Source organism: Paenibacillus sp. GCM10023252 (assembly GCF_042653305.1).
In the GTDB taxonomy this organism is placed as follows: domain Bacteria; phylum Bacillota; class Bacilli; order Paenibacillales; family Paenibacillaceae; genus Pristimantibacillus.
This window is the reverse complement of sequence record NZ_JBHSHW010000003.1, coordinates 250,361-272,347: the sequence shown is the minus strand read 5'-3', so window position 1 is coordinate 272,347 and position 21,987 is coordinate 250,361. Positions and strand designations below refer to the sequence as shown.

The window sequence follows — 21,987 nt, the reverse complement described above, 5'->3', positions numbered from 1 at the left end:
CTCAATTTGCTTCCAGCTGCACCTCCACGACCTCACTTCTTATTCCCATTATCACGAATAAAACACAATTGACCCATAATAGGGTCACTTTTTCCAAAGTGTCCTTCTTATGGGTCAGAGTTCTATCACACTGGGGCGGGCCTTCATAGCTTATGAGCCGAACTGAGCCTGATGCAGGCGGCTGTAGATGCCGCCGGCGCCGACAAGCTCCTCGTGGCGGCCCTGCTCGGACACGCCCTGCTCCGTCACGACGACGATGCGGTCGGCATTCTTGATCGTCGCCAGACGATGCGCGATAACGAGCGTCGTCCGTCCGACGGACAGCTCCGCCAACGACTGCTGAATGGCTGCTTCTGTCTCGGTATCGAGCGCCGAAGTAGCCTCGTCGAGAATCAAGATCGGCGGATTCTTCAGGAACATCCGCGCGATCGCGAGGCGCTGCTTCTGTCCGCCGGACAGCTTCACGCCGCGTTCGCCGACAATCGTATCCAGCCCGTCCGGCTGGGCGAGGATGAACTCCTCCAGTCTGGCGCGCCGCGCGGCCTGCCAGATCTCATCATCCTCAGCACCCAGCTTGCCGTACAGAATGTTGTCGCGTATCGTTCCCGCGAACAGGAATACATCCTGCTGCACGATGCCAATCTGCTTGCGCAGCGACTCCAGCTTGAGCCCGCGGATATCGTGACCATCCACCGTAATGCTCCCCGAATCGATCTCGTAGAAGCGCGGGAGGAGCGAGCAGAGGGTTGTTTTGCCAGCACCGGACGGTCCTACAAACGCCACAGTCTCCCCTGCGCGAATCTTCAGGTCGATCCCCTGCAGCACCTTCGCCTCACCCTCGTACCCGAATGTGACGCCTCGGTATTCAATATCCCCGTGAAGACGGTCTACGTGCTTCGCCCCCGGCTTATCTGCCACATCCGGCCGAGTATCGAGCAGCTCCACATACCGCTTGAAGCCGGCGATTCCCTTCGGATAGCTCTCAATGACCGCATTAATCTTCTCAATCGGCTTGAAGAATATATTTGTCAGCAGCACGAATCCAACGAATTCCCCATACGACAGCTCGTTCTGGATGACGAACCAAGTCCCGCAGATGAGCACGAACAGCGACACGAGCCGCATGAGCAGGTAAGTAATGGAGGCATTCGCCCCAATAATCTTGTAGGACAGCAGCTTCGCATCGCGGAAGCGCAGGTTGTTGCCGCGGAACAGCTTCTTCTCATGCTCCTCGTTGGAGAAGGCCTGAACGACGCGGATCCCGCCGACCGTATCTTCAATACGAGCGTTGAAGTCCGCCATGTCGGAGAAGAGACGATTCGCGGCTTTGGTCATTTTCCCGTTGAAGATCAGTACCAGCCATATAATAATCGGCACCACGATGAACGTGAGGATCGCCAGCTTCACATTAATGAACGCCATAATGCCGAATGCGCCGATCAGCGTCATCGCAGCAATGAACATATCCTCGGGACCGTGATGCGCGACCTCCCCAATCTCGAACAGATCATTCGTCAGACGCGAGATGAGATGGCCCGTCTTCGTATTGTCGAAGTAGCGGAAGCTGAGCTTCTGCACGTGGTCGAACAGCTTGCGCCGCATATCCGTCTCAATGTTAATGCCGAGCATATGTCCCCAATAGGTGACGACATAGGACAGCAGGGTGTTCAGAATGTAGATGAGCAGCAGAATCGAGCAAGCGACCACGATTGGTCCCCAGTCCTTGTTCGGCAGCAGGTCGTCGATGACATAGTTGACCGCAAGCGGGAAGCCCAGCTCTAGGATAGCCAGCAGCACCGCACAGCCGAAGTCGAGGTAGAATAGCTTACGGTAAGGCCGATAATAGGTAAAAAAACGTCGAAGCATGTTAGTAAGAACTCCTTTGCCACACTATTGAGAATCGTTCTTACTATGCTACCACAGAATGGGGAGGGTTAATAGAGAGAAGTGGGGCGGGCCTACTCAACTAACCACTACTTGTAAAGTAATTGCTGGATTGTAATTAATTCTTGACTAATGACTTCTTCTTTTAGTAGTGACTAATGTAATGATGTTAATGATTACAATGACTCCAAAGCATACAGAATAAATAAAAAATTGTACCAATTGACCGAGTCCATCTACCTCCGTCATCCACCACCATACCGTACCTAGAGACAGACAGATTATATTAATTAATGCTGCAACGAGTATAGCTAACTTATAGCCGCTGTACTTCATGCAATACAGAATAGTTAGGACTAGAGAAATGATAATTGGCAGGACAAGCTTAATCATTGATAGCCTCCAATAGTTGAGAATTAACTCAATTTTGCTATATCAATGATAGCTTGATCTATGAGATTACATAAGTTCTATCTTTTAATAGTACCCTATTAGACCCTACATGTTACCCCCCGTAACTCGATCATAATGCGTATACACATTCAGCTCATCCCCGCGGATGAAGCCGACGCAGGTAATTCCGAGGTCAGTTGCCAGCTTCAGCGCAAGGTCAGTTGGAGCAGACTTCGAGAGGAGGATGCCGCAGCCAATCTTCGCCGCCTTCAGGACCACTTCCGAGGAGAGCCGCCCGCTGAAAATAATAATCTTATCCGATGTGCGTAGCCGCTTCTCCACGCAATAGCCGAACACCTTGTCGAGCGCATTGTGTCTTCCGATGTCGGTATAGACAGCAAGGAGCTCGCCTGCCGTGCCGATTGCGGCATTGTGAACGCCGCCGGTTAGCCGGAAGTCGTCCGAGCTCTGCTGGAGCAGCCGCATCAGCGCGAGACACTCGCCTGCACTCACTTGAATCCGGGAAGTCACCGTCCGCGCAGTCATCATATCATTGTGGAAGTAGAATTGACGGCTCTTGCCGCAGCAGGAGCCTATGAATCTACGGGAATAGTACTCTTTGGACGTAGATTGCTTGTGCACGAGCGAGACATAGGCGAAGCCCTTGTCGGCATCGATGTCGAGCTGGGCGATATCCTTCATCGTGCGGATGACGCCTTCTGAAGCGAGGAAGCCGATGATGAGCTGCTGCAGGTCCGTAGGTGAGCAGACGATGGTCGCGAACTCCTCTCCATCCAGCTTCACCGTCAGCGCGAACTCGGATGCAATCTCATCGTCTCGCTCGGTGAAGGTGCCGGATTGCGAGGAATATTTTCGAATGGGCCAGCCTGTTGTGTTGCTTCGCTCTTGTTCCATCTTGCAGTCCCCTTCCGCCTATTAACGAAGTTAATCATTAGCCCCGTGTACCAAGCTGCTCGTCCCGCCTCCACACAGCCCTTCCATCAAGGTCGCTCGCTACTCTCGAATGACCTCAGTTAACCTTCAGTTACACCCATTGCTACTCCCGCTATTCCGGCACATCCAGCTCCAGCTCCTGAATCCGGCGCTCCACATACTTCGTATCCTTGTGCGCATGGTACGTGTCCGCCTTCTCCACGACGACGAAGGAATTGTACTCCGGAATGCCGGCCATCGGTTCATAGACCCCCTTGGGGAACAGCGAGTTCCCTTCAGGCCAGTACACCTCCAGGTTACCCGGCGTGATCGGCTCCAGCTTCACTCGGCCATGATAGGCACCATGCCGGTTGTAGACGACGATGGCTTCCCCTGGTGTGAGGTGGAGATTGGCTGCATCATCAGGATGGAGCAGCACATCATAGCGGTCGGCGGCGTTGAAGGCATCCTTATCCCCATAGATCATGGAGTTGAACTGCTTGCCGCGGCGAGTGGTTGCATAGAAGTGCCCCTCCGGCTTCCGCACCTCCGGCAGCAGGATCGGAATGAGCTGTCCCTTGCGATCCGGCGTTGGGCAGTTGCCATCCTCGCATAGCCACGCTCCTCCCCATTGGAACACATCTCCCTTGCTGCGAAGGTGCTCAATTCCGAGATAATTCGGCGCCGCCTCCGCAATCTCCCTGCGCAGCGCATGCCCATCCTCATACTGAATAAGGTGCTTCCGATCAGGTCTCACCCTGGCCGCTAGGTCCATATAGATCTCCCACTCCGCGCGCGCTTCCTCGATGCGAGGGCCTTCAATCTCCGGCGAATAATAGACCATCCGCTCCGTAGACGTCGACGTACCGCCACCCGTCTGCTCATAGCGCGTCATCGCTGGCAGCACGATTACTTCCTCCTGGGCATCCACCAGCGTCGACGTATTCAGGATAATATCCTGATGCACGCGCAGCTCCACACTCTCCAGACACTCCTGCACGAACGCCGGATCCGGCATCGTCTCGATGAAGTTCCCCCCTGATGTGTAGAAAAGCTTCAGTTGCCGCTCATGCCCCGCCGGCAGCCTCGCATTCTCAAGCGTCACCCCGACGATATCGCCCTGCCATGCCGGGAGCTCGAACCCCCATGTTCGCTCGATCCGCTGGATATCCTCGCCCTTGAATTCGCCGCCCGGCAGCGAGAACGGGTCGGCTCCCATCTCTCCCGCGCCCTGCACGCCGCTATGGCCGCGGATCGGCATCAGGCCGCAGTGCTCGCGGCCAAGGAAACCTCGCAGCAGCGCAAGATTCGCGACCTGCGAGATGTTGTCGGTGCCGAAGCGATGCTGCGTCAGCCCCATGCTCCAGACGAACACCCCGGACTTCGCCGCCGCGAGAATCTCGGCGAATTCCTGCATGCGCTCGCGGGTGAGGCCCGAGGACTGCTCGAGCAGCTCCCAGCTCTGCTGGGTCACATGCTCCCTCAGCTCCTCGAAGCCATTCACATGCTCACTGACGAAGGCATGGTCGATCGCTGAGCCCGCGCTCATCTCCTCCATGACGAACCAATGCTTCATGACGCCGTGCATGAACGCAATATCCCCGCCGATGTTCACTTGGTAGAAGTCGTCGGCAAGCTGGGTCCCGAATAAGGCCGATTCGGGAATCGAAGGAATCCAGTAGCCTTCCATCGCCGGCTCCCGGTACGGGTTAATGACGAGGATGCGGGTTCCCTTACGCTTCGCCGCATACATATACTTGGTCGACACCGGCTGATTGTTCGCCGCCACACTGCCCCAGAACACGAGTACATCGGTGCCAATCCAGTCCTTATAGTTGCAGGAGGACGCTCCGATTCCGACGGAGCGCTTCAGCGCAGTCTTGGACGGGGAGTGGCAGATACGCGACGCGTTGTCGATGTTGTTCGTACCGATGAGACGCGCGGCCTTCGCCGCGGCATAGTAGGACTCATTCGTAATGCCGCGCGCGGTCAAGTAGAAGGCGAGCTGCTTCGGGTCGATCGCGGAGATCTTGCTCGCGATGCGAGTGAGGGCGTCATCCCAGGAGATGCGGGTGAAGCGGCGCTCACCCTTGCGCCGGACGAGCGGATAGGGCAGCCGGCCCAGCTTGCGCAGCTCCGTGCTGGACAGCTTGCGCAGCTCGTCGATGTCGCTGTGCAGGATGTCCGGCTTAATCGCCGGCATTGTATTCAGACGCAGCACGTTCAGCCGCGTCGTGCACACATGCGGGCCGTTCAGCGTCTGGTCGTACAGGCCGCTGACGCCGAGCGCACACCCGTCGCAGACGCCCTGCGTCAGGATGCGGTAGGCATAGGGCAGATTGTCGCGGTTATCCCACGCGACCTTCATCGTATCGCGGATATGGTGCGGCTTCACCCGCCCCAGCCCGAAGGGCATCTTGCTCACCCACAGCGTGGGATCGAGCTTCTTGGGCAGCTTAATCGGCCCGGTATGTAAGGTTTTTCCCATGATATGGAACACTCCCTTAAGTTAATGTGTGTGACGTTATGGCAGCTAGCATAGCCAAGTGCGCGGACGCTCCTTCTGCCCTGCTTGCACTGCTCTAAGGGTCCTCTCGACCCTTACAGCATTCCTTCTACTCTACTTTCGGTGCTCTAAGGGTCCTCACGACCCTTACAGCACTCCTTCTGCACTGTTTCCACTGCTCCAAGGGTCCTCACGACCCTTACAGCACTCCTTCTGCGCTGTTTCCACTGCTCCAAGGGTCCTCACGACCCTTACAGCACTCCTTATGCACTGTTTCCACTGCTCCAAGGGTCCTCACGACCCTTACAGCACCCTTTCTACGCTAATTTCACTGCTCCAAGGGTCCTCACGACCCTTACAGCACTCCTTCTGCCCTGCTTGCCCTGCTCCTAGATCGCTCACTGCCGCCTTGCCGCACCTGACCGGCACACAAAAAAACCGCCAAGACCAAGCCCTCCTTCATCCGAAGGAGTTCCTTGTTCCAAGCGGTTAGTCTCTCGCAGGTACGCTGCCGAGCGCCAATCCGATATATAGTTAGTCATTCCAGCTCCGGCTTATGCGGAACCGAACTTCTGCTGCAGATTCTGGTCGAACACGAACACTGACATGCCGAAGTCCTTATCAATATCAATATCTACATATAAGTCCACGAACTTCGCGCCGAGCAGCTCCTCCATCTCAAGGGGAGGATGGGTCCGATAGATCTCCTTGACCCACTGGGTTCGTGCCTCACGCAGCATCTGCTTCCCATCGCCAGCTCCCGCAATGAACTTCTCAACCGGAGACAAGTTGCCTTCCATCTCGCAGATCGCCCAGTTCTTGCAGAACGTCGTCGTTATTCGACTAGGGCCCTTGCCCATGTGCCGCTTGCGATACGCCTTCACCAGATTGCTGAATTCTGCCTCTTGCCGATTCATCTGCCTCACCCTCTCCATAGCCGCATAACCGGTAACAGGTTCGCTGTCCCGCATCACACGCAGGGGTTACTCCGAATTTTACCAAGAAACCGCATTCAAGGCAATGAATCATTTCCCCTTAATCTTACCTCGTCCTGCAACGAAGTTAACGAATCACGCGTTAATACATATGGAACGACTTCCCAGTATAAGAAGCGAGGTGCTGCATTTGAAAAAAGTAATCATTGGCGGGTTCCTTCTGACAATCGGGACGTTAGCAACCTTGACGATTATCGTATCTACGTATTCCTATGCTTAACAGGATTAATCGTTCTCTGCATTAAATATTTCCAGAGAGACTTAAGCAGGCACAACTATCGGAGGAACCTCACTTGACATTAAAAAGACTACTACAAGCCGCTTGTCACACTATCAGCATCATGGCAATCTACACGGTTATCACTTATATCATCTCGATGAATCAAGTTCCCGAAGACTTCCAAGTGCAGTCTAGCGGCTCCTTCGTCGTCTTCAACCTGAATTGGAAGATGACTCTCCTAGTCGGAATCCTTGCATTCATTCTAAGCTACACCTTCCTGAGTAGGAAGAAGAAGTAGCCCGTCCGCGTTGGGAATATTCTTAGCTCCCCCAATGCCCCGGACGCATAAGCATCGGAGGCAGCTTCGTCGCTGCATCGCCCTTGGCCGCGTTGACCTGGAACTGCGTCAGGAAGAGGCTGCTAGACAAGTCTGCGCCGCGAAGATCGGTGTCCCTGCAGTCTGCCCCGATGAGATCCGCGCCACGGAGGTCAGCATCTCGAAGGTCAGCGGCAATGAGGCAAGCTCCTCTTAGAAAAGCACCACGAAGATCTGCGCCGCGAAGCTTGGCACCGAACAGATCGGCACCCCGGTCATAGACCTTCCGGCGGCCGCCCTTGCCCGTAAGCGGTCGAAGCGTCTCACCTCTCACCAGCTTGCTTACCCGAAGGAGCAGCCTATTAACCTCGGCGCGGTGCGCGTCGACATCCAGCTGGAGCAGCTCGTCTGAGGGCAGCTCGGTCATATGCTCCGTCTGCTCATACGCCTCTTGCAGCTCCCGACCAATGAGCTTCTGAGCGGAAGCCAGACTGAGCGCTTCGCCCAAGTACCACAGCAGCTCATGCAGCTGCCGCATGACGGGAAGCACGTCGAACATCTGCTTACTCGTGGCTGGTGCTTGCCGCCAATCCCTGCCGCCGAAGGTCAATTGCGACACCTTCTGCCCCGCGCCGAAGCAGTCATAGACAGTACAGCCGCGGTAGCCAATCTCTCTCAGCTCCGTATGCACCCCGCAGCGGAAGTCTTCTCGCAGATTCGGGCAAGCCTGTCCAGCCGCCTTATCCGCAGCGAAGTCGACCCCAGCTCCGAATTGCAGAGCTGCGCAGCACAGACCGAAGCAGCTCTCACAGTCGGCACGCAGCTCAGCTCGCGAATTGGATATATTTTCTACTTGATGATATGACATGTGTTACTCCTTATCATTGTGTATATTCATCTACGAATTCGAACAGCCCGAACTGGTCGGGGAGGTGGAAGTCAGGGTTATCAGAATTCACCCTGCTCCAGCATCCATAATGAGGATGAGGGGTATGATCGCCGCACTTATAGAAGTTGCCGCTCCATCCTTGCCGGAGTGAATAATCCGATGCGCCTACAGCATGGAAGGGAACGTAACAATATACGGACCAGAAGGTATTCACACCCCGTCTCCTAATGTACGCCCTCCTATAGAACGACTCATACTTAGACGGATCCACCTGAGTTCTATTCCACTTGTCAGGACCGTAGCCGACAAGCAGGCATCCGTTCGCATTCCACTCCAGATTGTAATAGTCCTGCTTAAGCGGATCTGGCCTCACGAAGAACTCCAGGCAGCTGTCTTGGAACACAGGGTCATGATCCTTCGTATAGACTGTTGTTACGAGCTGACTTGGCTCCGCTGCCGACAGGAGTACATGGATACCACCATCATCATGCAGCATTGCAGCATTCGCTTCAGGCTGATAATCCAGCATATTCGTCAGCCACGGATATTGATTAATAAGAGCCTTCGGCGCTGTATGTAACTCCCTCAATACTTCATCTGATTGAATGGGCTGATTGGTACGATATATTAAATATTGCGGCTTCATGATAGCTCCTTACTCAATAGATTGTATACTGCAAGTATAACGCTGACAGACGGGCAGCTCTAGCCCCGAGGAGCCCACAGCATAATGGCTACGCCCACGAGGCAGACCGCCGCGCCGACCCAATCATACAGATCCGGCGTCTTGCGATCCACCAGCCATCCCCATAGCACGGCCAGTATGATGAAGACCCCGCCGTAAGCAGCATACACTCGGCCGAAGGACGGGAAGCTCTGCAGTGTCGGGATGACCCCGTAACTGACCAGAATAAGACTTCCGATGGCGCCATACCATGCGGACCGCGATTCTCTCAGCCAGAGCCATACGAGGTACCCTCCGCCAATCTCGGCAAGCCCTGCTAGGACGAATAAGATGATGGTAACCAGCATGTCCAGTGCCCCTATCTAAGAAGCAGCCTCCTCCTCCTGGGAAGCGGCCGCCTTGTTATCTAATAATACCCTGGTGATGCAATCGCTACAGTGGCGAAGGTGAGGTGCTCCTCATCCACGACTGGCCTCCACACCGACATCTGTAACTCTCTGAAAATATAACCATAACCCGACTCCGAGCTCCCATCTCTAATATACGGGGCTGCTTCCTCTATTACACTGACAAGTGCTTCCGCCTTCGTCTTAAACACATCGACCCCGTTGTAGAGCAGCACTAAGCTGGATGGCCCGTATGGGTTGCTAATCTCCATACCTATCAGCTTGTCATCCGAGTCGTACTCCATATGAGAAGCATAGAACTCCAAGGTGCTGTTATGACTGAATACCTCTTGCGCCTCTCCTCGGCTCATACCTAGCTTGAGCGGTCCGATGCCAACTCCGGGAACTATGATAAGCGGCTTCATTGACTGAGCTGCAGCCTGCGGCGGCAGATAGCCATTCATCGACTGCTCCCCAGTACCGGACTTAGTCTGTTGTTTACCGATAAGCCCATAATGCTGCATGAGTTTAGCTTTTATCTCAAGCGGTATTTCGTTTGTACGGTCTGACATGGCTGCAAGGCACACTCCTTCTGTTTGATAGACCGTCCGTGTAATCACGATATCAATTTAGATTCTTCCCAACTTTTCTATAGCTTCGTCCTTAGATTCTAAGAAGAATACATGGTTCCCCTTATTGCTTTCATATATGAAGTCTTTCAGACTTTTACTCGAATATGCGGAATAATCTCCAACAATCGCAACTTTGACTTGGTAGTTTATGAACTTTTGGAGAATATCTCCAGCTAGTTTTGTGCTCAAATCAAAGAAATCCTCGGATACTGTCTGCTTGTTCATCAAGAAATAATCGCAGTCCGTTTCGTATCTTATGGTTGCTATTACATCTAATGCGCTTTGTATATCTGAGATTAGAACTTCATTCGAGTTAACTATCGCAATTTCCTTCCCGTTATTCATTACAACTTCAATATTCATTATCGACCCTCCGTTTCTTATAACGTTGTTGTGTTCACGAACTCGAGAGGCTTAAAGCGACTAACGGGAGCTGGGTCGTCAGACTTAGCCTCGGAGGAGTTGTTCGGCTACCTCCACTTTCTCTAGCACCTTCTGTCGGGACCAAAGGCGAATAACAGCCGCGTGAATACGCTGTTAGTTGATATCATGGTATTCTTGAATAGTCTAAAATTATATGTTTGTAAAACCATCTATTGCTTCGTTAATAAAGTCAATTTTATCTTCCAATTCCTCAATTAGAGTTTCCATCTTCATTCTATATTCTTGTTTTAGTTCAGATGATATCTTGTCTTTAACTTGTTCCAATAGCAAAAACGCGGTTCTACTCACTTCAAAGTTACCGGTAATTATAAAGTCAAGAAGTAAACCTATTTGATCTGTATAGTCTAATGGCTCTAAAGCATAAAGTAATGTTCCTCTATATCCAAGAGTGTTTGGACTTTTTAATAAGTTTACAATCGGTTTCACAGCCTCCTGGCACCTAAGATCTGATAGTGCGATTGCAACTTGATTCCTTACTAAATGGTTATCTGTTGTAACTAACAACTCTAATAAATAGTGCGTAGTATTATAATCTTTTTCAGTTCCTGTTAATTCTATTAGGTTTAGAGCATCTTTAATGTTATTAGCGTTAATCATTTGGTTTATCTTATCAATATACATATTGGTCCTTTCTTAAATTAGCTTCTTACAAAGTTTTCACCTAACACATAACCTTATGAACTCTACCCAGCTACCTCAGCCCCGTTCGACTTCACTTCCACCGTCTTGCCCTCATTCTTCACAAGCAGAACGAACAGCAGTGCCACCACCATGCCGAGCGACGCGCAATAGAACAGTGAGCCGTAGCCGAACTCATCCACGATGAGGCCGAGCAGCGGCGGCGAGGTGATTGCGGCCAGAGAGGATACGAGGTAATACAGACCCGTCCGAGTGCCGATGCTCTGCTCGCTGCCCGTCGAGACGATGAACGGGTAGGAGTTAATGTTGATGCACGCCCAGAACACTCCGCCGATGGCCAGCATCACACGCAGCATGAAGACGGATTCCACGAACGTGATGGACCCGAATACGAGTACGAGTCCTGCGATGCCGATGAGGATGATGCGTTTTTTGCCGAAGCGGTTGCCGAGCCAGCCGCTGGGGATGGCGAACAGGACGAAGAACAAGGAGAAGAAGGTAAGGGAGAACGACGCGACGCTGTCCTCGAGCCCAAGCTGATTCGTCCCATACAAGGTGAAAAGCGCCTCAACCCCCTGGTACGACACGAACCAGAAAAAGATCGCGAGGAGCAGCAGCACCGTCGTCCGGTCCAGCTCGCCTCTCAGGCGGATTCGTCCCTGCCTCTCGGCAGGCGTGTAGCTAAGCGCGTCCCGCTTCTCCTTAATAACCAAGAGAAGCACAACCATCGCCGCTAAAGTAATCGCTGCTGCGACGAGGAAAGGCGCAGATTGGGAATTACGATACAAGATGGATCCGCCGCCGAATGCCAGGATACCCCCTACTCCGCCCATGAAGTTAATGATGCCGTTCGCCTTGGTCCGCTTGGCGTCTGGAGTAAGGTCGGGCATAAGCGCAATGGTTGGAGAACGATAGATACTCATGGCAAGATTCATCAGCACCATGAATAGAACGAGGGTTACGAGCCCCGTATGGTAAGGAACCAGTGCGACGAACACCGCGGCCAGCGGCATACCGATGAGCAGATAGGGCATTCTTCGGCCGAACCTCGTATCGGTCCGGTCGCTGCGATTGCCGATCCACGGCTGCAGGAATAAGGCGAAGTAATTATCAATCGTCATCATGAAGCCGATGAGGGCTACGCTGCTCACATAGGGATCTAGGAACAATGGTACGAACGCATTATAGAGCGCCCACGTGATGCTGATGCTGAAGAAGCCGAGTCCTAACAGCCAGGTTCGTCTCATTGAGCAGTCCCCTCTCTCGTTCGGAGCAGCTCTGCCAGTCGATCGGGGTAGTCGGTAATGATGCCTGCCACCCCTGCATCCAGCAGCCTCTCCATCTCCTTCACATCGTTAACGGTGAACGGGTTGTAGATCATGCCTTGTTCCTTAGCAGCGGCTACCCACTCCGGAAGCACAGCGTAATGAGCTGCATGTAGGGCATTGGCACCGAGACGCTTCGCATACTCCCAAGGCTCGTATAACCCTTCCATATAGAGCACGCCTGTGCGGATGTCTGGCGCTAACCGCTTACACTCGGCCAGAGAGTAATGGTTGAAGGAGGAGATGATGGTGCGACCCGTCCAATCGTACTCTCGAACCATGGCAATGACGGCTTGTTCTAGCCCTGGATAGGGGGTTAGGCCGTTTTTCAACTCTAGGTTGAGGGTGATGTTGTGCTGGGCAGCCAGCTGGAGTAGAGATTGCAGTGTCGGTACCCGCTCATCCGTGCAGGCACCGCTGTACCAGCTCCCCGCGTCTAGCTGCTGCAATTGCTCGTGAGTGACATCCTTAACCAGCCTCGGATCGCCTGCCGTTCGCTGCAAGGACTCGTCGTGGATGAGCACGAGCACGCCGTCCTTCGTCATCTGCACATCCGTCTCCATCCCTGTCGCGCCGAGCTCGATTGCCTTGCGGAACGCCGCCAGCGTATTCTCCGGACAATAGCCGGAAGCACCGCGGTGGGCGTAGTTAATGGGCTTAAGCATCCTGTAGGACATCCTCCTTCATCTCGTGCTTAATCGACTGCTAAGTGCAACTATAGACGGTGAACATTCGGGCTGTGTTAACGATGTATGCGGCGAGCGGCGGGAACATGTCAATAGGTCAAGCGCAAGCAGCTGTCGCCGTCCTCAGGAGGCATCGTGTAAGGTTCGCAGTGTAAAATAGGTTGCACAAGCCCTCCATCCGTTCCGGAAGCACTCCGAAAAACAGCTTTCTGTGGCCCAATGTGGCGGTACAACGGCTACAACGGCAACACCTCTACCGCTGCTTGCTTGCCGCTCACTTGGATACCTGTCTTGCGCTTGCCGCTTCCCGCCAGATCCTTCAGCATCCGCTCCAGCAGCTCCTTCGCCTTCGGCCCTTCCTTGCTGCCCTGCAGCTTAACGACTAGTTGGACGCTATTCCCCGAGGTGAGCAGCTTGTCGGCCTGACGCAGCTTCGTGTCGTAGTCATGCTCCTCGATGCCCGCTGTGAGCCGGAGCTCCTTCACCTTCAGCGGCTTGTCCTTCACGCGTTCATCCCTCTTCTCCTGGGACGCCTGCTGCTTGGCTGCGCCTCGGCTCACCAGCTTGCATGGCGGCGGACTGCTCATGAACGAGGTGCAGACGAGGTCTGCCTTGTGCTCCTTCGCCAGCTGCAGCGCCTCCGCTCGGGATACGACACCCAGCTTCTCGCCATTCAGCCCGGTCAGCTCGACCTCGGCGGCTTTTATTTTCTCATTCATTATTAACATGGTTAAGTAATACCTGCCTTCCTTCACAGCTTCATTAACCCGTTGTTACTTAGCGAGTTAAGTTCAACACCAGTGTACTGGATTTATAGCTGGGCGTACAGGTGCGAAGGGACGGTTAAGGGGCGGAGAGGGTGGCAGCTAGGAATGAGATCTCATAGCTTCTGCTCGCCCACCCGCAGTCACCTCGAATCAGTTGCCGGTTCGGCAGACTTAACACGGATAATCCGCGTTAAGTACCCCAACACGACCCTGCCTGCCGGGCTTAACAAGGATATTCCTTGTTAACTGTCCCATCACTGCTTCCTGACGGTGCCTTCGGCAGACTTAACGCGGATAATCCGCGTTAAGTACCCCAACTCGCCCCTGCCTGTAGGGCTTAACAAGGATATTCCTTGTTAACTCTCCCCCTCCACCCGTCAGCGGCATGCAACACAACCAAAAAGCCCGAGATCTCCGTCTCGGGCTAACCTTCCCTTACTCTGCAGCAGCAGCGGTACTCGAGCTGCTGCCGGAAGGCTGCTGTGCAGCCAGCGTATCAGACGCTGCAGCAGCTTGCGCAGACCTGCGCCGCCGCTCCTCCAGCTCAGCGCGGCGCAGATACTTGCGGCCTCGCCAGCGCCACAGCGCGAGCAGGCCGCGGATATATTCATCGGCAATCATACAGCAGTAGATGCCGATCAGTCCCCAGCCGAGCTGGATGCCCGCCACATAGGACAGCCCGGCTGCGACGAGCCACATGGAGAACAGCGAGGTGTACATCGAGAACTTCGTATCTCCGATGGCGCCGAGGGAGTTGTTCAGCGCCATGTTGAGCATTTTGCCAGGCTGCAGCAGCAGATTAAGACCAAGCAGCGACAAGCCGAGCGCGATAATCTCCTCGTCCTTCGTGAACAAGCCAAGCAGCTGCTCCCCGAAGAAGTAGATGAGGAGCGCGTTGACCATGACGAGCACCATCCCGATGCCAAGCGCCCTATAGGCCGTCGCATAAGCTTCCTTGGACTTGCCCGCCCCGAACAGATGAGCGATCTGAATCTGAACCGCCAGCGCAATGGAGTAGCCGAGCAGGAAGCAGAACGACTCCAGCGTGTTCATATAGGTGCGTGCCGCCAGTTCCGTGCTGCCGAGCACCGCCAGATAGGAGTAGATGATGAGCTGGGTGAACACCCAGCAGGACATATGGACGCCGAGCGGCCAGCCGATCTTCAGCACCTCGCCGAACAGCTTGCTGCTCCACGTCCGAAGCTCAGCCAGGCGGATGCGCTGCTGGAAGCTGCCAATGAACATGATGATGAGCACCGCCGCGGCAAGCGCGCGCGAGATGACCGTGGACAGCGCGACCCCCTGCAGACCCCACTCCGGGAAGCCAAGCTTGCCGTAGATGAAGCCGTAGTTCATGACGACATGGATGATGTTCATCGCAACCGCCGTATACATCGGTCCCTTCGTATTGCCGGTATTGCGTATGACTGTGCTAAGCGCGGACATTATGGCGATCAGCACCATCCCCCCGCCCACGATGGAGATATAGATCTCTGCCAGCGGCAGCAGCTCGGCCGGCATCTGCAGCAGTCGCGCAATGGTCCCAGGGAACAGGTAGAGAATTAGACTTAAGGCTGCTCCGATATAGGCGCTGACCGTAAGGGCCATGATGCCGATCGTGCGAGCGTCCCCTTCCCGTCTGGAACCAAGCTTCTGCGCGATGAGGATGCCCGCCCCGCTCGCCACTGTCATGAACACCGTCGTGAGCGCGGCGAAGAGCTGGTTGGAATATCCGACCACCGCCACGGCCTCATCCGAGATATGACTAACCATCACCGTATCAACGGCGCCTAATAGGAATTGAAGGAATAATTCGATGAAAATCGGCCAAGCCAGCACACCCAGTCCATACTTATTCTTCTCTGCGGCAAGTGAATTCGCCATGTTCGTAAGCCCCCTGATCTCCAGTGCAATATTACATCGTGGTCACCTCAAATTATAGATGGTATAGTGATGGGGAAGTATCAGGAATTGAACGGATACTATCAATATTCCAACCTGAGGATTCATCTGTTAGAGGGAGGAGTCTACGTCTGTCATGAGCATCCTGCAATTATCTGCGCCACCGCTCCCGCATTACATGATTAACGGAATAACGACGACGCCTGCAGGGCGCAAGCATCCGAATCGGCGTAATATCGGCGTATTCGATCTGCTTGTAGTGGTGGAGGGGTGTCTCTATATGGGGGAGGAGGGGCAGTCATACGAGGTGAACCCTGGACAGTTCCTCATCCTGCGTCCGGATGCGCATCATTATCCGACGCTGGATTGCCAGGTCGATACGACGTATTACTGGCTGCACTTCAATGCGCTAAGCACATGGTCTCTTATTGATGAGGAAGGACTGGCCTCACGGAGCGATCAGGACCATGCCCCGAGCATTCCGGACCATTACCAATTCACGGAGCGGACCTTCGCCTTGTACCTCCCGCAGTACGGGAGTCTGGCTCATCCCGAGCGAATGTATGAGCTGCTTCAGCAGATGGTGGAGCTGAATGACAGCCCTCATCAGCATGACGCTCGGTTGAAGCAGCAGATGCTGTTCCAGCAGGTGCTTCAGCCTCTGTCGGCCGCGGTGCAGAAGTCACGCTCTACCCCGTCGTCTCGATGCGCAGAGGGAGCTGCCGCTTATCTTCGCAAGCATTACCGGGAAGAGATTACGGCAGCCGCGATGGGGCTCAGCTTGAACTTCCACCCCGTCTACATCGCACGCTGCATGCAGAGGGAGTTCGGCTGCTCGCCGACGCAGTATCTGCTCCGCTACCGAACCCAGCAAGCGAAGCTGCTGCTGCAGCAGACGGACCTGCCGATAGCACGTATTGCTGAGGAAGTCGGCTTCCCCCTGCCTGCCTACTTCACTTCCTGCTTCAAGCAATTTGAGGGCGTAACCCCCCGGCAATATCGGAAGCGATTTTCTTCCTAATCTAGGTTCTTGTACATTGTTGTCTTGCGTAAAATATGTTATAGTAAGCTATTGGTATATAAGAAGCTAATGGCTCACATCATAGTTAGGGTGATCACGAATACGGTCTTTCGTTCCCTACATAGGTGTGACCTTTTTTTGTAAATCGAAGGAGGGATTGTATGTATTATTCCAAGAAAAACACAGAGCCGGTTCCCGAAGAGCAAACCGCAGTATGGACTTGCAGCAAGGACGGCTGTGAATGTTGGATGAGAGATGACTTCTCTTTTCAATCTCAACCTCAATGTCCGATCTGCAGCTCAAGTATGGAGCAGAGCATGAAGCTGCTTCCCGTGCTGAGACGCTAGGACAGCATATGCGTGAGCAGTAAGGGGCTATCCTCCCGGCAGATTGTTCTGCCTGGAGGATAGCCCCTTCTGCGTGGTGGGAGCGAGTTGGCTCAAGCTCGCCCTAGTACTGGATTCCACCAACACTAGAGTGCGATCGCGATGCTGCCCATGCCGAATCGTGGAGGGAGCTCGGCAGTGCCGAGCCTACACGGTTGACCTTGTTGCCGTTGTGATCGGCGGAGCCGTACGCTGCTCCATGCTGATCCAGATGAGTCCTCCCGCCATGAAGGCCGCACCGGCTAACTGCCAGAGGGAGATCGTCTCGCCGAACATCAGATAACCGGCGATGACCGCTGCCGCAGGTACGACGTAGCGGAAGAAGTTCGAGCGTGTCGCGCCGATTCGGTACATACACGCATTCCATACGAGGAAGGCGACCACTGTGCAGATGATAATGTTGTAGAACAGCGAGAAGTAATGACTCGCCTCCAGCGACCCCCACTCTACCTTGCTCCAGGAGCCAAGCGTGAAGGGAAGCATGAACAGCGATCCGAAGGCAATTGTCCACGTACTCACTCGCAGCGCCGACATCTGCTTCATTAATGACATGGAATATAAGTTATAGAGAGCACCAATGACGCTAACACTGAATGCCATTAAGTTCCCTAGCATATTCTGCGAAGATACGGCGAAGCCCTCGCCTCCGCCCAGGATGACGAAGCACACGCCAACCATCGCGGCTGCTCCGCCGATGACCAGCCTTCTCGTAATCGGCTCACGGGTGAACAGCGGTGCGAATATTGCAGCGAAGATAGGCCATGGCGCCACATTGAGCAGCGAGGCATTCGCCAGCGTAGTGAACTTAATGGAATACATAACGGTAATCTCAAGTATCGTAATGCCGAACAAGCCGAGTCCTAGGAGTCCTGGGACCGCCTTGAGAGGAATTCCGATGCTCCCCTCCAGCTTCTTCAATAAGAGGAAGAAGAACGGTACAGCGACCCCGAACCTCAGGAACGAGAACAGAATGGGATCGAAGGTCTCCATCGCAAGCCTGGATATCGCGAAGTTCGTCCCCCAGATTGCCGCTACTGCAATTAATCCTACGTAGAACCATGACTTATTCCTGCCTCTATCTCCCAACCTGCTCACTCCACCTCTATGTCATCATCTTGTCCCAGCATAACATGTCGAACTCATTCGTCAAGAACTTAACGAGTAGAGAGGAATGCCCATAATAGAATTGTCTTATATTTATCCTTTATTCTTATATTTTTAGATCAGGTAATCTCCTATACTGGTCACAACAAGGAATGGAGGGCGATATACCTAATGAACTTGAACCATCCTGAACCAGCCATCTGGGTGTTGACTGATGCCAATCTCGAAGTGACATTCAGCCCGAATACCCGTATTCTCCAGGTTACCGATAAACGCTGCAGCAAAACCTGGGAGCAGCTGCCGCTGTCCGAGGAACTCGTTATTCAACATATCTCTCAGTCCGGCAATACGCTCAAGCTGGAGCTGAACAGCACCTTGACGCTGACCGCAACGATTGAACTGACTGAGCAGTCCGAGGTGAGCTTCACGCTCTCGGCAGCCGCTGCTTCTGCAGATTCCATCGCGCTTGAGCGAATCAGCTTCCCTTCTGCCTTCCAGACGCCTGATGCGCACCACTACCTGCTCCAGACCGACAGCCAGGGACTGCTGCTTCCCGTGGACGATACATTCTATCCTCTGGAGGAGCATCCCCTCTTCTTCTGCGGAGGCGGCGCAGCTATGGCCTGGATTGGTGTAACGGACCATGCGCTTGAGACGGGATACATGGCTATATTCGAGACCCCATATGATGCCTCAATCTCACTCACACGTGAGAATGGGCTCATTACCTTCGCTCCGGTATGGCTTCCTTCGATGGGTGAAATCAGCTATGAGCGGAGGATTCGGTATATTTTCATGGACAAAGGGGGGTATGTGGCTCAGTGCAAGCGGTATCGGGAATATGTATGGCCCAAGAACAAGGTGCAGTCCCTGAAGGAGAAGCAGGAGAGGTTCCCTGCGATTGAGAAGATTCTCGGGGCGGTGCATGTCTATGTGTGGGACGGTGCGCGTGAGGTGAGCTTCGCTGAAGAGCTGAAGGAGGCCGGTGTTGAGAAGGCATTGATCCTGTGGGATGCGAACCATCTGCCTTATCCTGTGGAGGGCTATGACAACAAGCTGAAGGAGCTCGGCTACGGGACGGGAGCGTATGAGCTGTTCACCGACATTCATCCGGATGGCCATCCGGCCAATGCTGCGATTCAGACGATTCCGCTCAAGAGGAATGTATACCCGGGCAAGTTCGACAAGATTACGACCCGCAAGGAGGACGGCTCCACCTATTCCAATTCGTTCGGAACCTTCGTGTGCCCCGAGGCTGTAAGGCCTGAGATCGTGAATCGAGTAGAGAGAGAGCTCCGCCTCTACCCTCATGAGACCTACTTCGTTGATGTCTATCAAGCGAATGGGCTGTACGAGTGCCATCACCCTGAGCATCGTCTTACCAGACAGCAATATGCGGAAGCGATCATCCAGAACTATGAGCTGCTTGAGAATGAATATAACCTCTACTTAGGGGGAGAGTTCGGCTCTGACTATGTCGGGTCACGCGGCGTGTATGTTCATGGCATGATGACGCTTCAGCGTACATGGTTCAGCTCTGATATTAATAAGAAGGGCAGCATTCATTATTATGGCGACTGGAGAGACAATGCCAGGCCCTCCATTATGCTCGGAGCGCGAACCGCTACGGATACTTATCTGAAGTATTCCATTAATGAATATACCCGGGTTCCCCTCTACGAGCTGGTCTACCATGATGCGATCGTCACTTCCTGGCGTTGGGAGGATGGTAATCATCACAACCCTGAGATCTGGTGGAAGAAGGACCTGTTCAACATTCTGTACGGATCGGCTCCGTTGTGGTCCATTGATCAAGAGCGGTGGGCGAGCTTCAGCAGCACGTTCGTGGAGAGCTACAACCGTGTATGTCCGTGGCTGCAGCAGATCTGCTACGATGAGCTGGTCTCCCATCGCTTCGTAAGCGAGGACCGCAAGGTTCAGGAGAGCCGATTCTCCTCCGGCAAGCGGGCCGTCGTCAACTTCGGTGATGAGCCCTATGAGTATGAAGGTCAGTTCGTCGAACCGCGGGGGTTCATTATACTGACGGAATGATGGAGTAAGTAAGCGGAATCGTGAGTGAAGGCGGAGTGAGTGAGATGAACGGATAACGTAATTGCATATATAGCCGCTCATTGTACTCGCGGCGAGCAAGTCAAGAAGGAACTGCTGACTAGGCAGTTCCTTTTTTGGTGTGTCCAGGGCGCGATGAAGGGCGGCAAGTGGGACTAGGTGCACTTGTGCTCCAGATTCGGGGCTGCCGAGTGCCGGCGGGCAGAATCAAGTGCACTTGTGCACCTGTTCGGAGGCAGCAGAGGCAGGTTAGGGAGATGAATGGAATCAATCCTTAGTCGCTCGCTGCATGCAGAGCTTGGCGGTCGGAGTCATGTTAACAAGGTTTTTCCTTGTTAAGTCGATCTAGGATCGGGCTGCTGGAGGACTTAACGAGGATTTTCCTCGTTAAGCGTAAGTGAAGTCACCGATATGAAGTATGGAAGGGTCGTTAACACGGATTATCCTTGTTAAGTTGGCCTAGCAGGCGGTAGTTGGAGCGTATAACAAGGATCTCCCTCGTTAAGTGTCGCGGAGGTGGTCGATTAGCTGTAAGTTCGCCCTCCCCCAGTCCATGCTCCTCCCCGCCTTAAGCCTAGTTCCACTAACCGACTGTGGACCGTTACGCTAGCTCACCCTGCAGGATACAATTAGCCTATAGATAACAAGACAACGACAATTATTCTAGGAGAGAAGGTCATGCATGTGAGAAAACTGTACCGATCCACTTCCGACTCTAAGCTGACAGGGTTATGCGGAGGTCTAAGCGAATGGCTGAACATTGATTCCACTATCATTCGTCTGCTGCTCGTCATTACCGGCTTCTTCTCCTTCGGAGCCGTCCTGCTGGCGTACTTGGTTGCCACACTATTCGTCCCGAAGGCGCCATACCGCGTATTGGGACCAACTGAATTCTAACACGGCAAGACTATTGGAAGACTACTGCAAGAATGCTGCAAGAATGCAAGGCATCTACACAGACTGATATCTTATACAATGGACAAGGAGAGATGAACCATGGGATTCCTGGAACGAATGGTGAATATAACGAAGGCTGCTGCGAATGAGATGCTGGACCGCATTGAGGATCCGGTACTGATGCTGAACCATTACCTGCGTACATTAGATGAAGATATTGCTGCAGCGGAGCAAGCGGTCGTCCAGCAGCAGGCACAGGAGCGCAGCTTGAAGGCGCGTTATGTCGAGCTTGAGGCGCATACGAAGCATTACGAGGCGAAGGCCGAGGAAGCTGCCGCCTCCGGCCGAGAAGCCGAGGCCCGCAGCGCGCTTGAGGCGAAGCTGCTGTACGAGGAGCAGGCGAGCGAGTCGCTGCGCCTGTACGAGCTGAACAAGCTGAGCGCGGCAGATCTGACGAGCCGCGTCGAAGCGCTTAAGGCCGAGAAGGCTGCGCTGCAGACGAAGCGCACCGAGCTCGTCGCCCGCTTGCACCGAACAGCCGGCCAGACTGGCCCCCATGCTGCGGGCTCGCTTCAAGGCAGCTCGGCCTCCCGTGGCTTCGAGCGCATTGAGAACAAGCTGATGGAGTGGGAAGCACAGGCAGAGCTGCGCAAGGCTAGCGGCAGCTACGGCTCCCCTTATGCGGGCAGCAGCTCCTCCTCGCAAGTGAGCAGTGAGCGCAGCGCACAAGTGGAAGAGCAGCTTGCCCAGTTAATGGCTAAGCGCACGGCAGAGAGCGTCTAACCCGCTCTCGCTCTACTCAACCAGTCCTATATGGACTGGTTTTTGTTTGCGAGCATAGGTGTGCAAGGAGCAGATGGAGCGCTGCATGACTTTTGCCCGAGGGGGCGCTATAATACAGGGAAGA

General features: G+C 54.0%; 22 protein-coding genes. 6 read left to right on the top strand and 16 right to left on the bottom strand.

What is annotated here, in order from left to right:
* Positions 1–150 precede the first annotated feature (150 nt).
* The 5 genes from ACFO9Q_RS03850 to ACFO9Q_RS03830 form a co-directional block, all read right to left on the bottom strand.
* Positions 151–1,866, bottom strand: a complete 1,716-nt coding sequence (locus tag ACFO9Q_RS03850; RefSeq protein ID WP_379178868.1) for an ABC transporter ATP-binding protein — start codon at positions 1,864–1,866, stop codon at positions 151–153.
* Between the two features lie 516 nt (positions 1,867–2,382).
* Complete coding sequence (gene fdhD / locus ACFO9Q_RS03845; RefSeq protein ID WP_379178866.1) at positions 2,383–3,192, bottom strand: formate dehydrogenase accessory sulfurtransferase FdhD; 810 nt, start codon at positions 3,190–3,192, stop codon at positions 2,383–2,385.
* A gap of 151 nt (positions 3,193–3,343) precedes the next feature.
* On the bottom strand, positions 3,344–5,698 hold the full coding sequence (locus tag ACFO9Q_RS03840) for an FdhF/YdeP family oxidoreductase (RefSeq protein ID WP_379178864.1): 2,355 nt from the start codon (positions 5,696–5,698) through the stop codon (positions 3,344–3,346).
* A 416-nt stretch (positions 5,699–6,114) separates the two neighbouring features.
* Entirely contained in the window at positions 6,115–6,258 is a 144-nt protein-coding gene (locus tag ACFO9Q_RS03835) for a hypothetical protein (RefSeq protein WP_379178862.1), read from the bottom strand.
* A gap of 12 nt (positions 6,259–6,270) precedes the next feature.
* The gene (locus ACFO9Q_RS03830; protein ID WP_379178860.1) at positions 6,271–6,633 is read right to left on the bottom strand and encodes a DUF2294 domain-containing protein; all 363 of its coding nucleotides are present in this window, start codon (positions 6,631–6,633) and stop codon (positions 6,271–6,273) included.
* 371 nt (positions 6,634–7,004) lie between these two features.
* Here ACFO9Q_RS03830 and ACFO9Q_RS03825 point away from each other — a divergent pair, with 371 nt between their 5' ends.
* Positions 7,005–7,229: a hypothetical protein gene (locus ACFO9Q_RS03825; protein WP_379178858.1), complete on the top strand. Its 225-nt coding sequence runs from the start codon at positions 7,005–7,007 to the stop codon at positions 7,227–7,229.
* Positions 7,230–7,251: 22 nt separating this feature from the next.
* Here ACFO9Q_RS03825 and ACFO9Q_RS03820 read toward each other — a convergent pair whose 3' ends face one another.
* From ACFO9Q_RS03820 to ACFO9Q_RS03775, 10 genes are all read right to left on the bottom strand, one after another.
* Positions 7,252–8,115 carry a pentapeptide repeat-containing protein gene (locus ACFO9Q_RS03820; RefSeq protein ID WP_379178856.1) on the bottom strand — a complete coding sequence of 288 codons (864 nt, stop codon included), beginning with the start codon at positions 8,113–8,115 and terminating at the stop codon, positions 7,252–7,254.
* 13 nt (positions 8,116–8,128) lie between these two features.
* Positions 8,129–8,782: a carbohydrate-binding family 9-like protein gene (locus tag ACFO9Q_RS03815; RefSeq protein WP_379178854.1), complete on the bottom strand. Its 654-nt coding sequence runs from the start codon at positions 8,780–8,782 to the stop codon at positions 8,129–8,131.
* A gap of 59 nt (positions 8,783–8,841) precedes the next feature.
* Complete coding sequence (locus tag ACFO9Q_RS03810) at positions 8,842–9,168, bottom strand: YnfA family protein (RefSeq protein ID WP_379178852.1); 327 nt, start codon at positions 9,166–9,168, stop codon at positions 8,842–8,844.
* Between the two features lie 59 nt (positions 9,169–9,227).
* Positions 9,228–9,779 carry a hypothetical protein gene (locus ACFO9Q_RS03805; RefSeq protein ID WP_379178850.1) on the bottom strand — a complete coding sequence of 184 codons (552 nt, stop codon included), beginning with the start codon at positions 9,777–9,779 and terminating at the stop codon, positions 9,228–9,230.
* Positions 9,780–9,836: 57 nt separating this feature from the next.
* Entirely contained in the window at positions 9,837–10,202 is a 366-nt protein-coding gene (locus ACFO9Q_RS03800; RefSeq protein ID WP_379178848.1) for a DUF4180 domain-containing protein, read from the bottom strand.
* 210 nt (positions 10,203–10,412) lie between these two features.
* Positions 10,413–10,904, bottom strand: coding sequence for a HEAT repeat domain-containing protein (locus ACFO9Q_RS03795; protein WP_379178846.1), 492 nt, complete (start codon positions 10,902–10,904; stop codon positions 10,413–10,415).
* Between the two features lie 62 nt (positions 10,905–10,966).
* Positions 10,967–12,169, bottom strand: a complete 1,203-nt coding sequence (locus ACFO9Q_RS03790; RefSeq protein ID WP_379178844.1) for an SLC45 family MFS transporter — start codon at positions 12,167–12,169, stop codon at positions 10,967–10,969.
* Positions 12,166–12,912, bottom strand: a complete 747-nt coding sequence (locus tag ACFO9Q_RS03785; protein WP_379178842.1) for a glycerophosphodiester phosphodiesterase — start codon at positions 12,910–12,912, stop codon at positions 12,166–12,168. Before ACFO9Q_RS03785 ends, ACFO9Q_RS03790 begins: the two co-directional genes overlap by 4 nt.
* A 257-nt stretch (positions 12,913–13,169) precedes the next feature.
* Positions 13,170–13,661: a translation initiation factor IF-3 gene (gene infC / locus ACFO9Q_RS03780; protein ID WP_379178840.1), complete on the bottom strand. Its 492-nt coding sequence runs from the start codon at positions 13,659–13,661 to the stop codon at positions 13,170–13,172.
* Between the two features lie 474 nt (positions 13,662–14,135).
* The gene (locus ACFO9Q_RS03775) at positions 14,136–15,584 is read right to left on the bottom strand and encodes an MATE family efflux transporter (RefSeq protein ID WP_379178837.1); all 1,449 of its coding nucleotides are present in this window, start codon (positions 15,582–15,584) and stop codon (positions 14,136–14,138) included.
* A gap of 154 nt (positions 15,585–15,738) precedes the next feature.
* On the opposite strand from ACFO9Q_RS03775, the gene ACFO9Q_RS03770 reads away from it, so the two are divergent.
* Complete coding sequence (locus ACFO9Q_RS03770; RefSeq protein ID WP_379178835.1) at positions 15,739–16,623, top strand: AraC family transcriptional regulator; 885 nt, start codon at positions 15,739–15,741, stop codon at positions 16,621–16,623.
* 161 nt (positions 16,624–16,784) lie between these two features.
* Positions 16,785–16,970, top strand: coding sequence for a cold-shock protein (locus tag ACFO9Q_RS03765; protein ID WP_379178833.1), 186 nt, complete (start codon positions 16,785–16,787; stop codon positions 16,968–16,970).
* A 186-nt stretch (positions 16,971–17,156) separates the two neighbouring features.
* Here the strand turns inward: ACFO9Q_RS03765 and ACFO9Q_RS03760 are convergent, their stop codons facing one another.
* Entirely contained in the window at positions 17,157–18,095 is a 939-nt protein-coding gene (locus tag ACFO9Q_RS03760) for a DMT family transporter (RefSeq protein WP_379178831.1), read from the bottom strand.
* Positions 18,096–18,284: 189 nt separating this feature from the next.
* On the opposite strand from ACFO9Q_RS03760, the gene ACFO9Q_RS03755 reads away from it, so the two are divergent.
* From ACFO9Q_RS03755 to ACFO9Q_RS03745, 3 genes are all read left to right on the top strand, one after another.
* Positions 18,285–20,165 (top strand): glycoside hydrolase, encoded by a 1,881-nt coding sequence (locus ACFO9Q_RS03755; RefSeq protein WP_379178829.1) that lies wholly within the window; start codon positions 18,285–18,287, stop codon positions 20,163–20,165.
* A gap of 696 nt (positions 20,166–20,861) precedes the next feature.
* Positions 20,862–21,080, top strand: coding sequence for a PspC domain-containing protein (locus ACFO9Q_RS03750; protein ID WP_379178827.1), 219 nt, complete (start codon positions 20,862–20,864; stop codon positions 21,078–21,080).
* A gap of 99 nt (positions 21,081–21,179) precedes the next feature.
* Positions 21,180–21,863, top strand: a complete 684-nt coding sequence (locus ACFO9Q_RS03745) for a PspA/IM30 family protein (protein WP_379178825.1) — start codon at positions 21,180–21,182, stop codon at positions 21,861–21,863.
* Positions 21,864–21,987 lie beyond the last annotated feature (124 nt).

What these genes read in the sequence shown, in the direction of transcription:
- ACFO9Q_RS03850 (WP_379178868.1), bottom strand. Translation starts at nt 1,866, where the DNA reads ATGCTTCGACGTTTTTTTACCTATTATCGGCCTTACCGTAAGCTATTC.
- fdhD (WP_379178866.1), bottom strand. Translation starts at nt 3,192, where the DNA reads ATGGAACAAGAGCGAAGCAACACAACAGGCTGGCCCATTCGAAAATAT.
- ACFO9Q_RS03840 (WP_379178864.1), bottom strand. Translation starts at nt 5,698, where the DNA reads ATGGGAAAAACCTTACATACCGGGCCGATTAAGCTGCCCAAGAAGCTC.
- ACFO9Q_RS03835 (WP_379178862.1), bottom strand. Translation starts at nt 6,258, where the DNA reads ATGACTAACTATATATCGGATTGGCGCTCGGCAGCGTACCTGCGAGAG.
- ACFO9Q_RS03830 (WP_379178860.1), bottom strand. Translation starts at nt 6,633, where the DNA reads ATGAATCGGCAAGAGGCAGAATTCAGCAATCTGGTGAAGGCGTATCGC.
- ACFO9Q_RS03820 (WP_379178856.1), bottom strand. Translation starts at nt 8,115, where the DNA reads ATGTCATATCATCAAGTAGAAAATATATCCAATTCGCGAGCTGAGCTG.
- ACFO9Q_RS03815 (WP_379178854.1), bottom strand. Translation starts at nt 8,782, where the DNA reads ATGAAGCCGCAATATTTAATATATCGTACCAATCAGCCCATTCAATCA.
- ACFO9Q_RS03810 (WP_379178852.1), bottom strand. Translation starts at nt 9,168, where the DNA reads ATGCTGGTTACCATCATCTTATTCGTCCTAGCAGGGCTTGCCGAGATT.
- ACFO9Q_RS03805 (WP_379178850.1), bottom strand. Translation starts at nt 9,779, where the DNA reads ATGTCAGACCGTACAAACGAAATACCGCTTGAGATAAAAGCTAAACTC.
- ACFO9Q_RS03800 (WP_379178848.1), bottom strand. Translation starts at nt 10,202, where the DNA reads ATGAATATTGAAGTTGTAATGAATAACGGGAAGGAAATTGCGATAGTT.
- ACFO9Q_RS03795 (WP_379178846.1), bottom strand. Translation starts at nt 10,904, where the DNA reads ATGTATATTGATAAGATAAACCAAATGATTAACGCTAATAACATTAAA.
- ACFO9Q_RS03790 (WP_379178844.1), bottom strand. Translation starts at nt 12,169, where the DNA reads ATGAGACGAACCTGGCTGTTAGGACTCGGCTTCTTCAGCATCAGCATC.
- ACFO9Q_RS03785 (WP_379178842.1), bottom strand. Translation starts at nt 12,912, where the DNA reads ATGCTTAAGCCCATTAACTACGCCCACCGCGGTGCTTCCGGCTATTGT.
- infC (WP_379178840.1), bottom strand. Translation starts at nt 13,661, where the DNA reads ATGTTAATAATGAATGAGAAAATAAAAGCCGCCGAGGTCGAGCTGACC.
- ACFO9Q_RS03775 (WP_379178837.1), bottom strand. Translation starts at nt 15,584, where the DNA reads ATGGCGAATTCACTTGCCGCAGAGAAGAATAAGTATGGACTGGGTGTG.
- ACFO9Q_RS03770 (WP_379178835.1), top strand. Translation starts at nt 15,739, where the DNA reads ATGAGCATCCTGCAATTATCTGCGCCACCGCTCCCGCATTACATGATT.
- ACFO9Q_RS03765 (WP_379178833.1), top strand. Translation starts at nt 16,785, where the DNA reads ATGTATTATTCCAAGAAAAACACAGAGCCGGTTCCCGAAGAGCAAACC.
- ACFO9Q_RS03755 (WP_379178829.1), top strand. Translation starts at nt 18,285, where the DNA reads ATGAACTTGAACCATCCTGAACCAGCCATCTGGGTGTTGACTGATGCC.
- ACFO9Q_RS03750 (WP_379178827.1), top strand. Translation starts at nt 20,862, where the DNA reads ATGCATGTGAGAAAACTGTACCGATCCACTTCCGACTCTAAGCTGACA.
- ACFO9Q_RS03745 (WP_379178825.1), top strand. Translation starts at nt 21,180, where the DNA reads ATGGGATTCCTGGAACGAATGGTGAATATAACGAAGGCTGCTGCGAAT.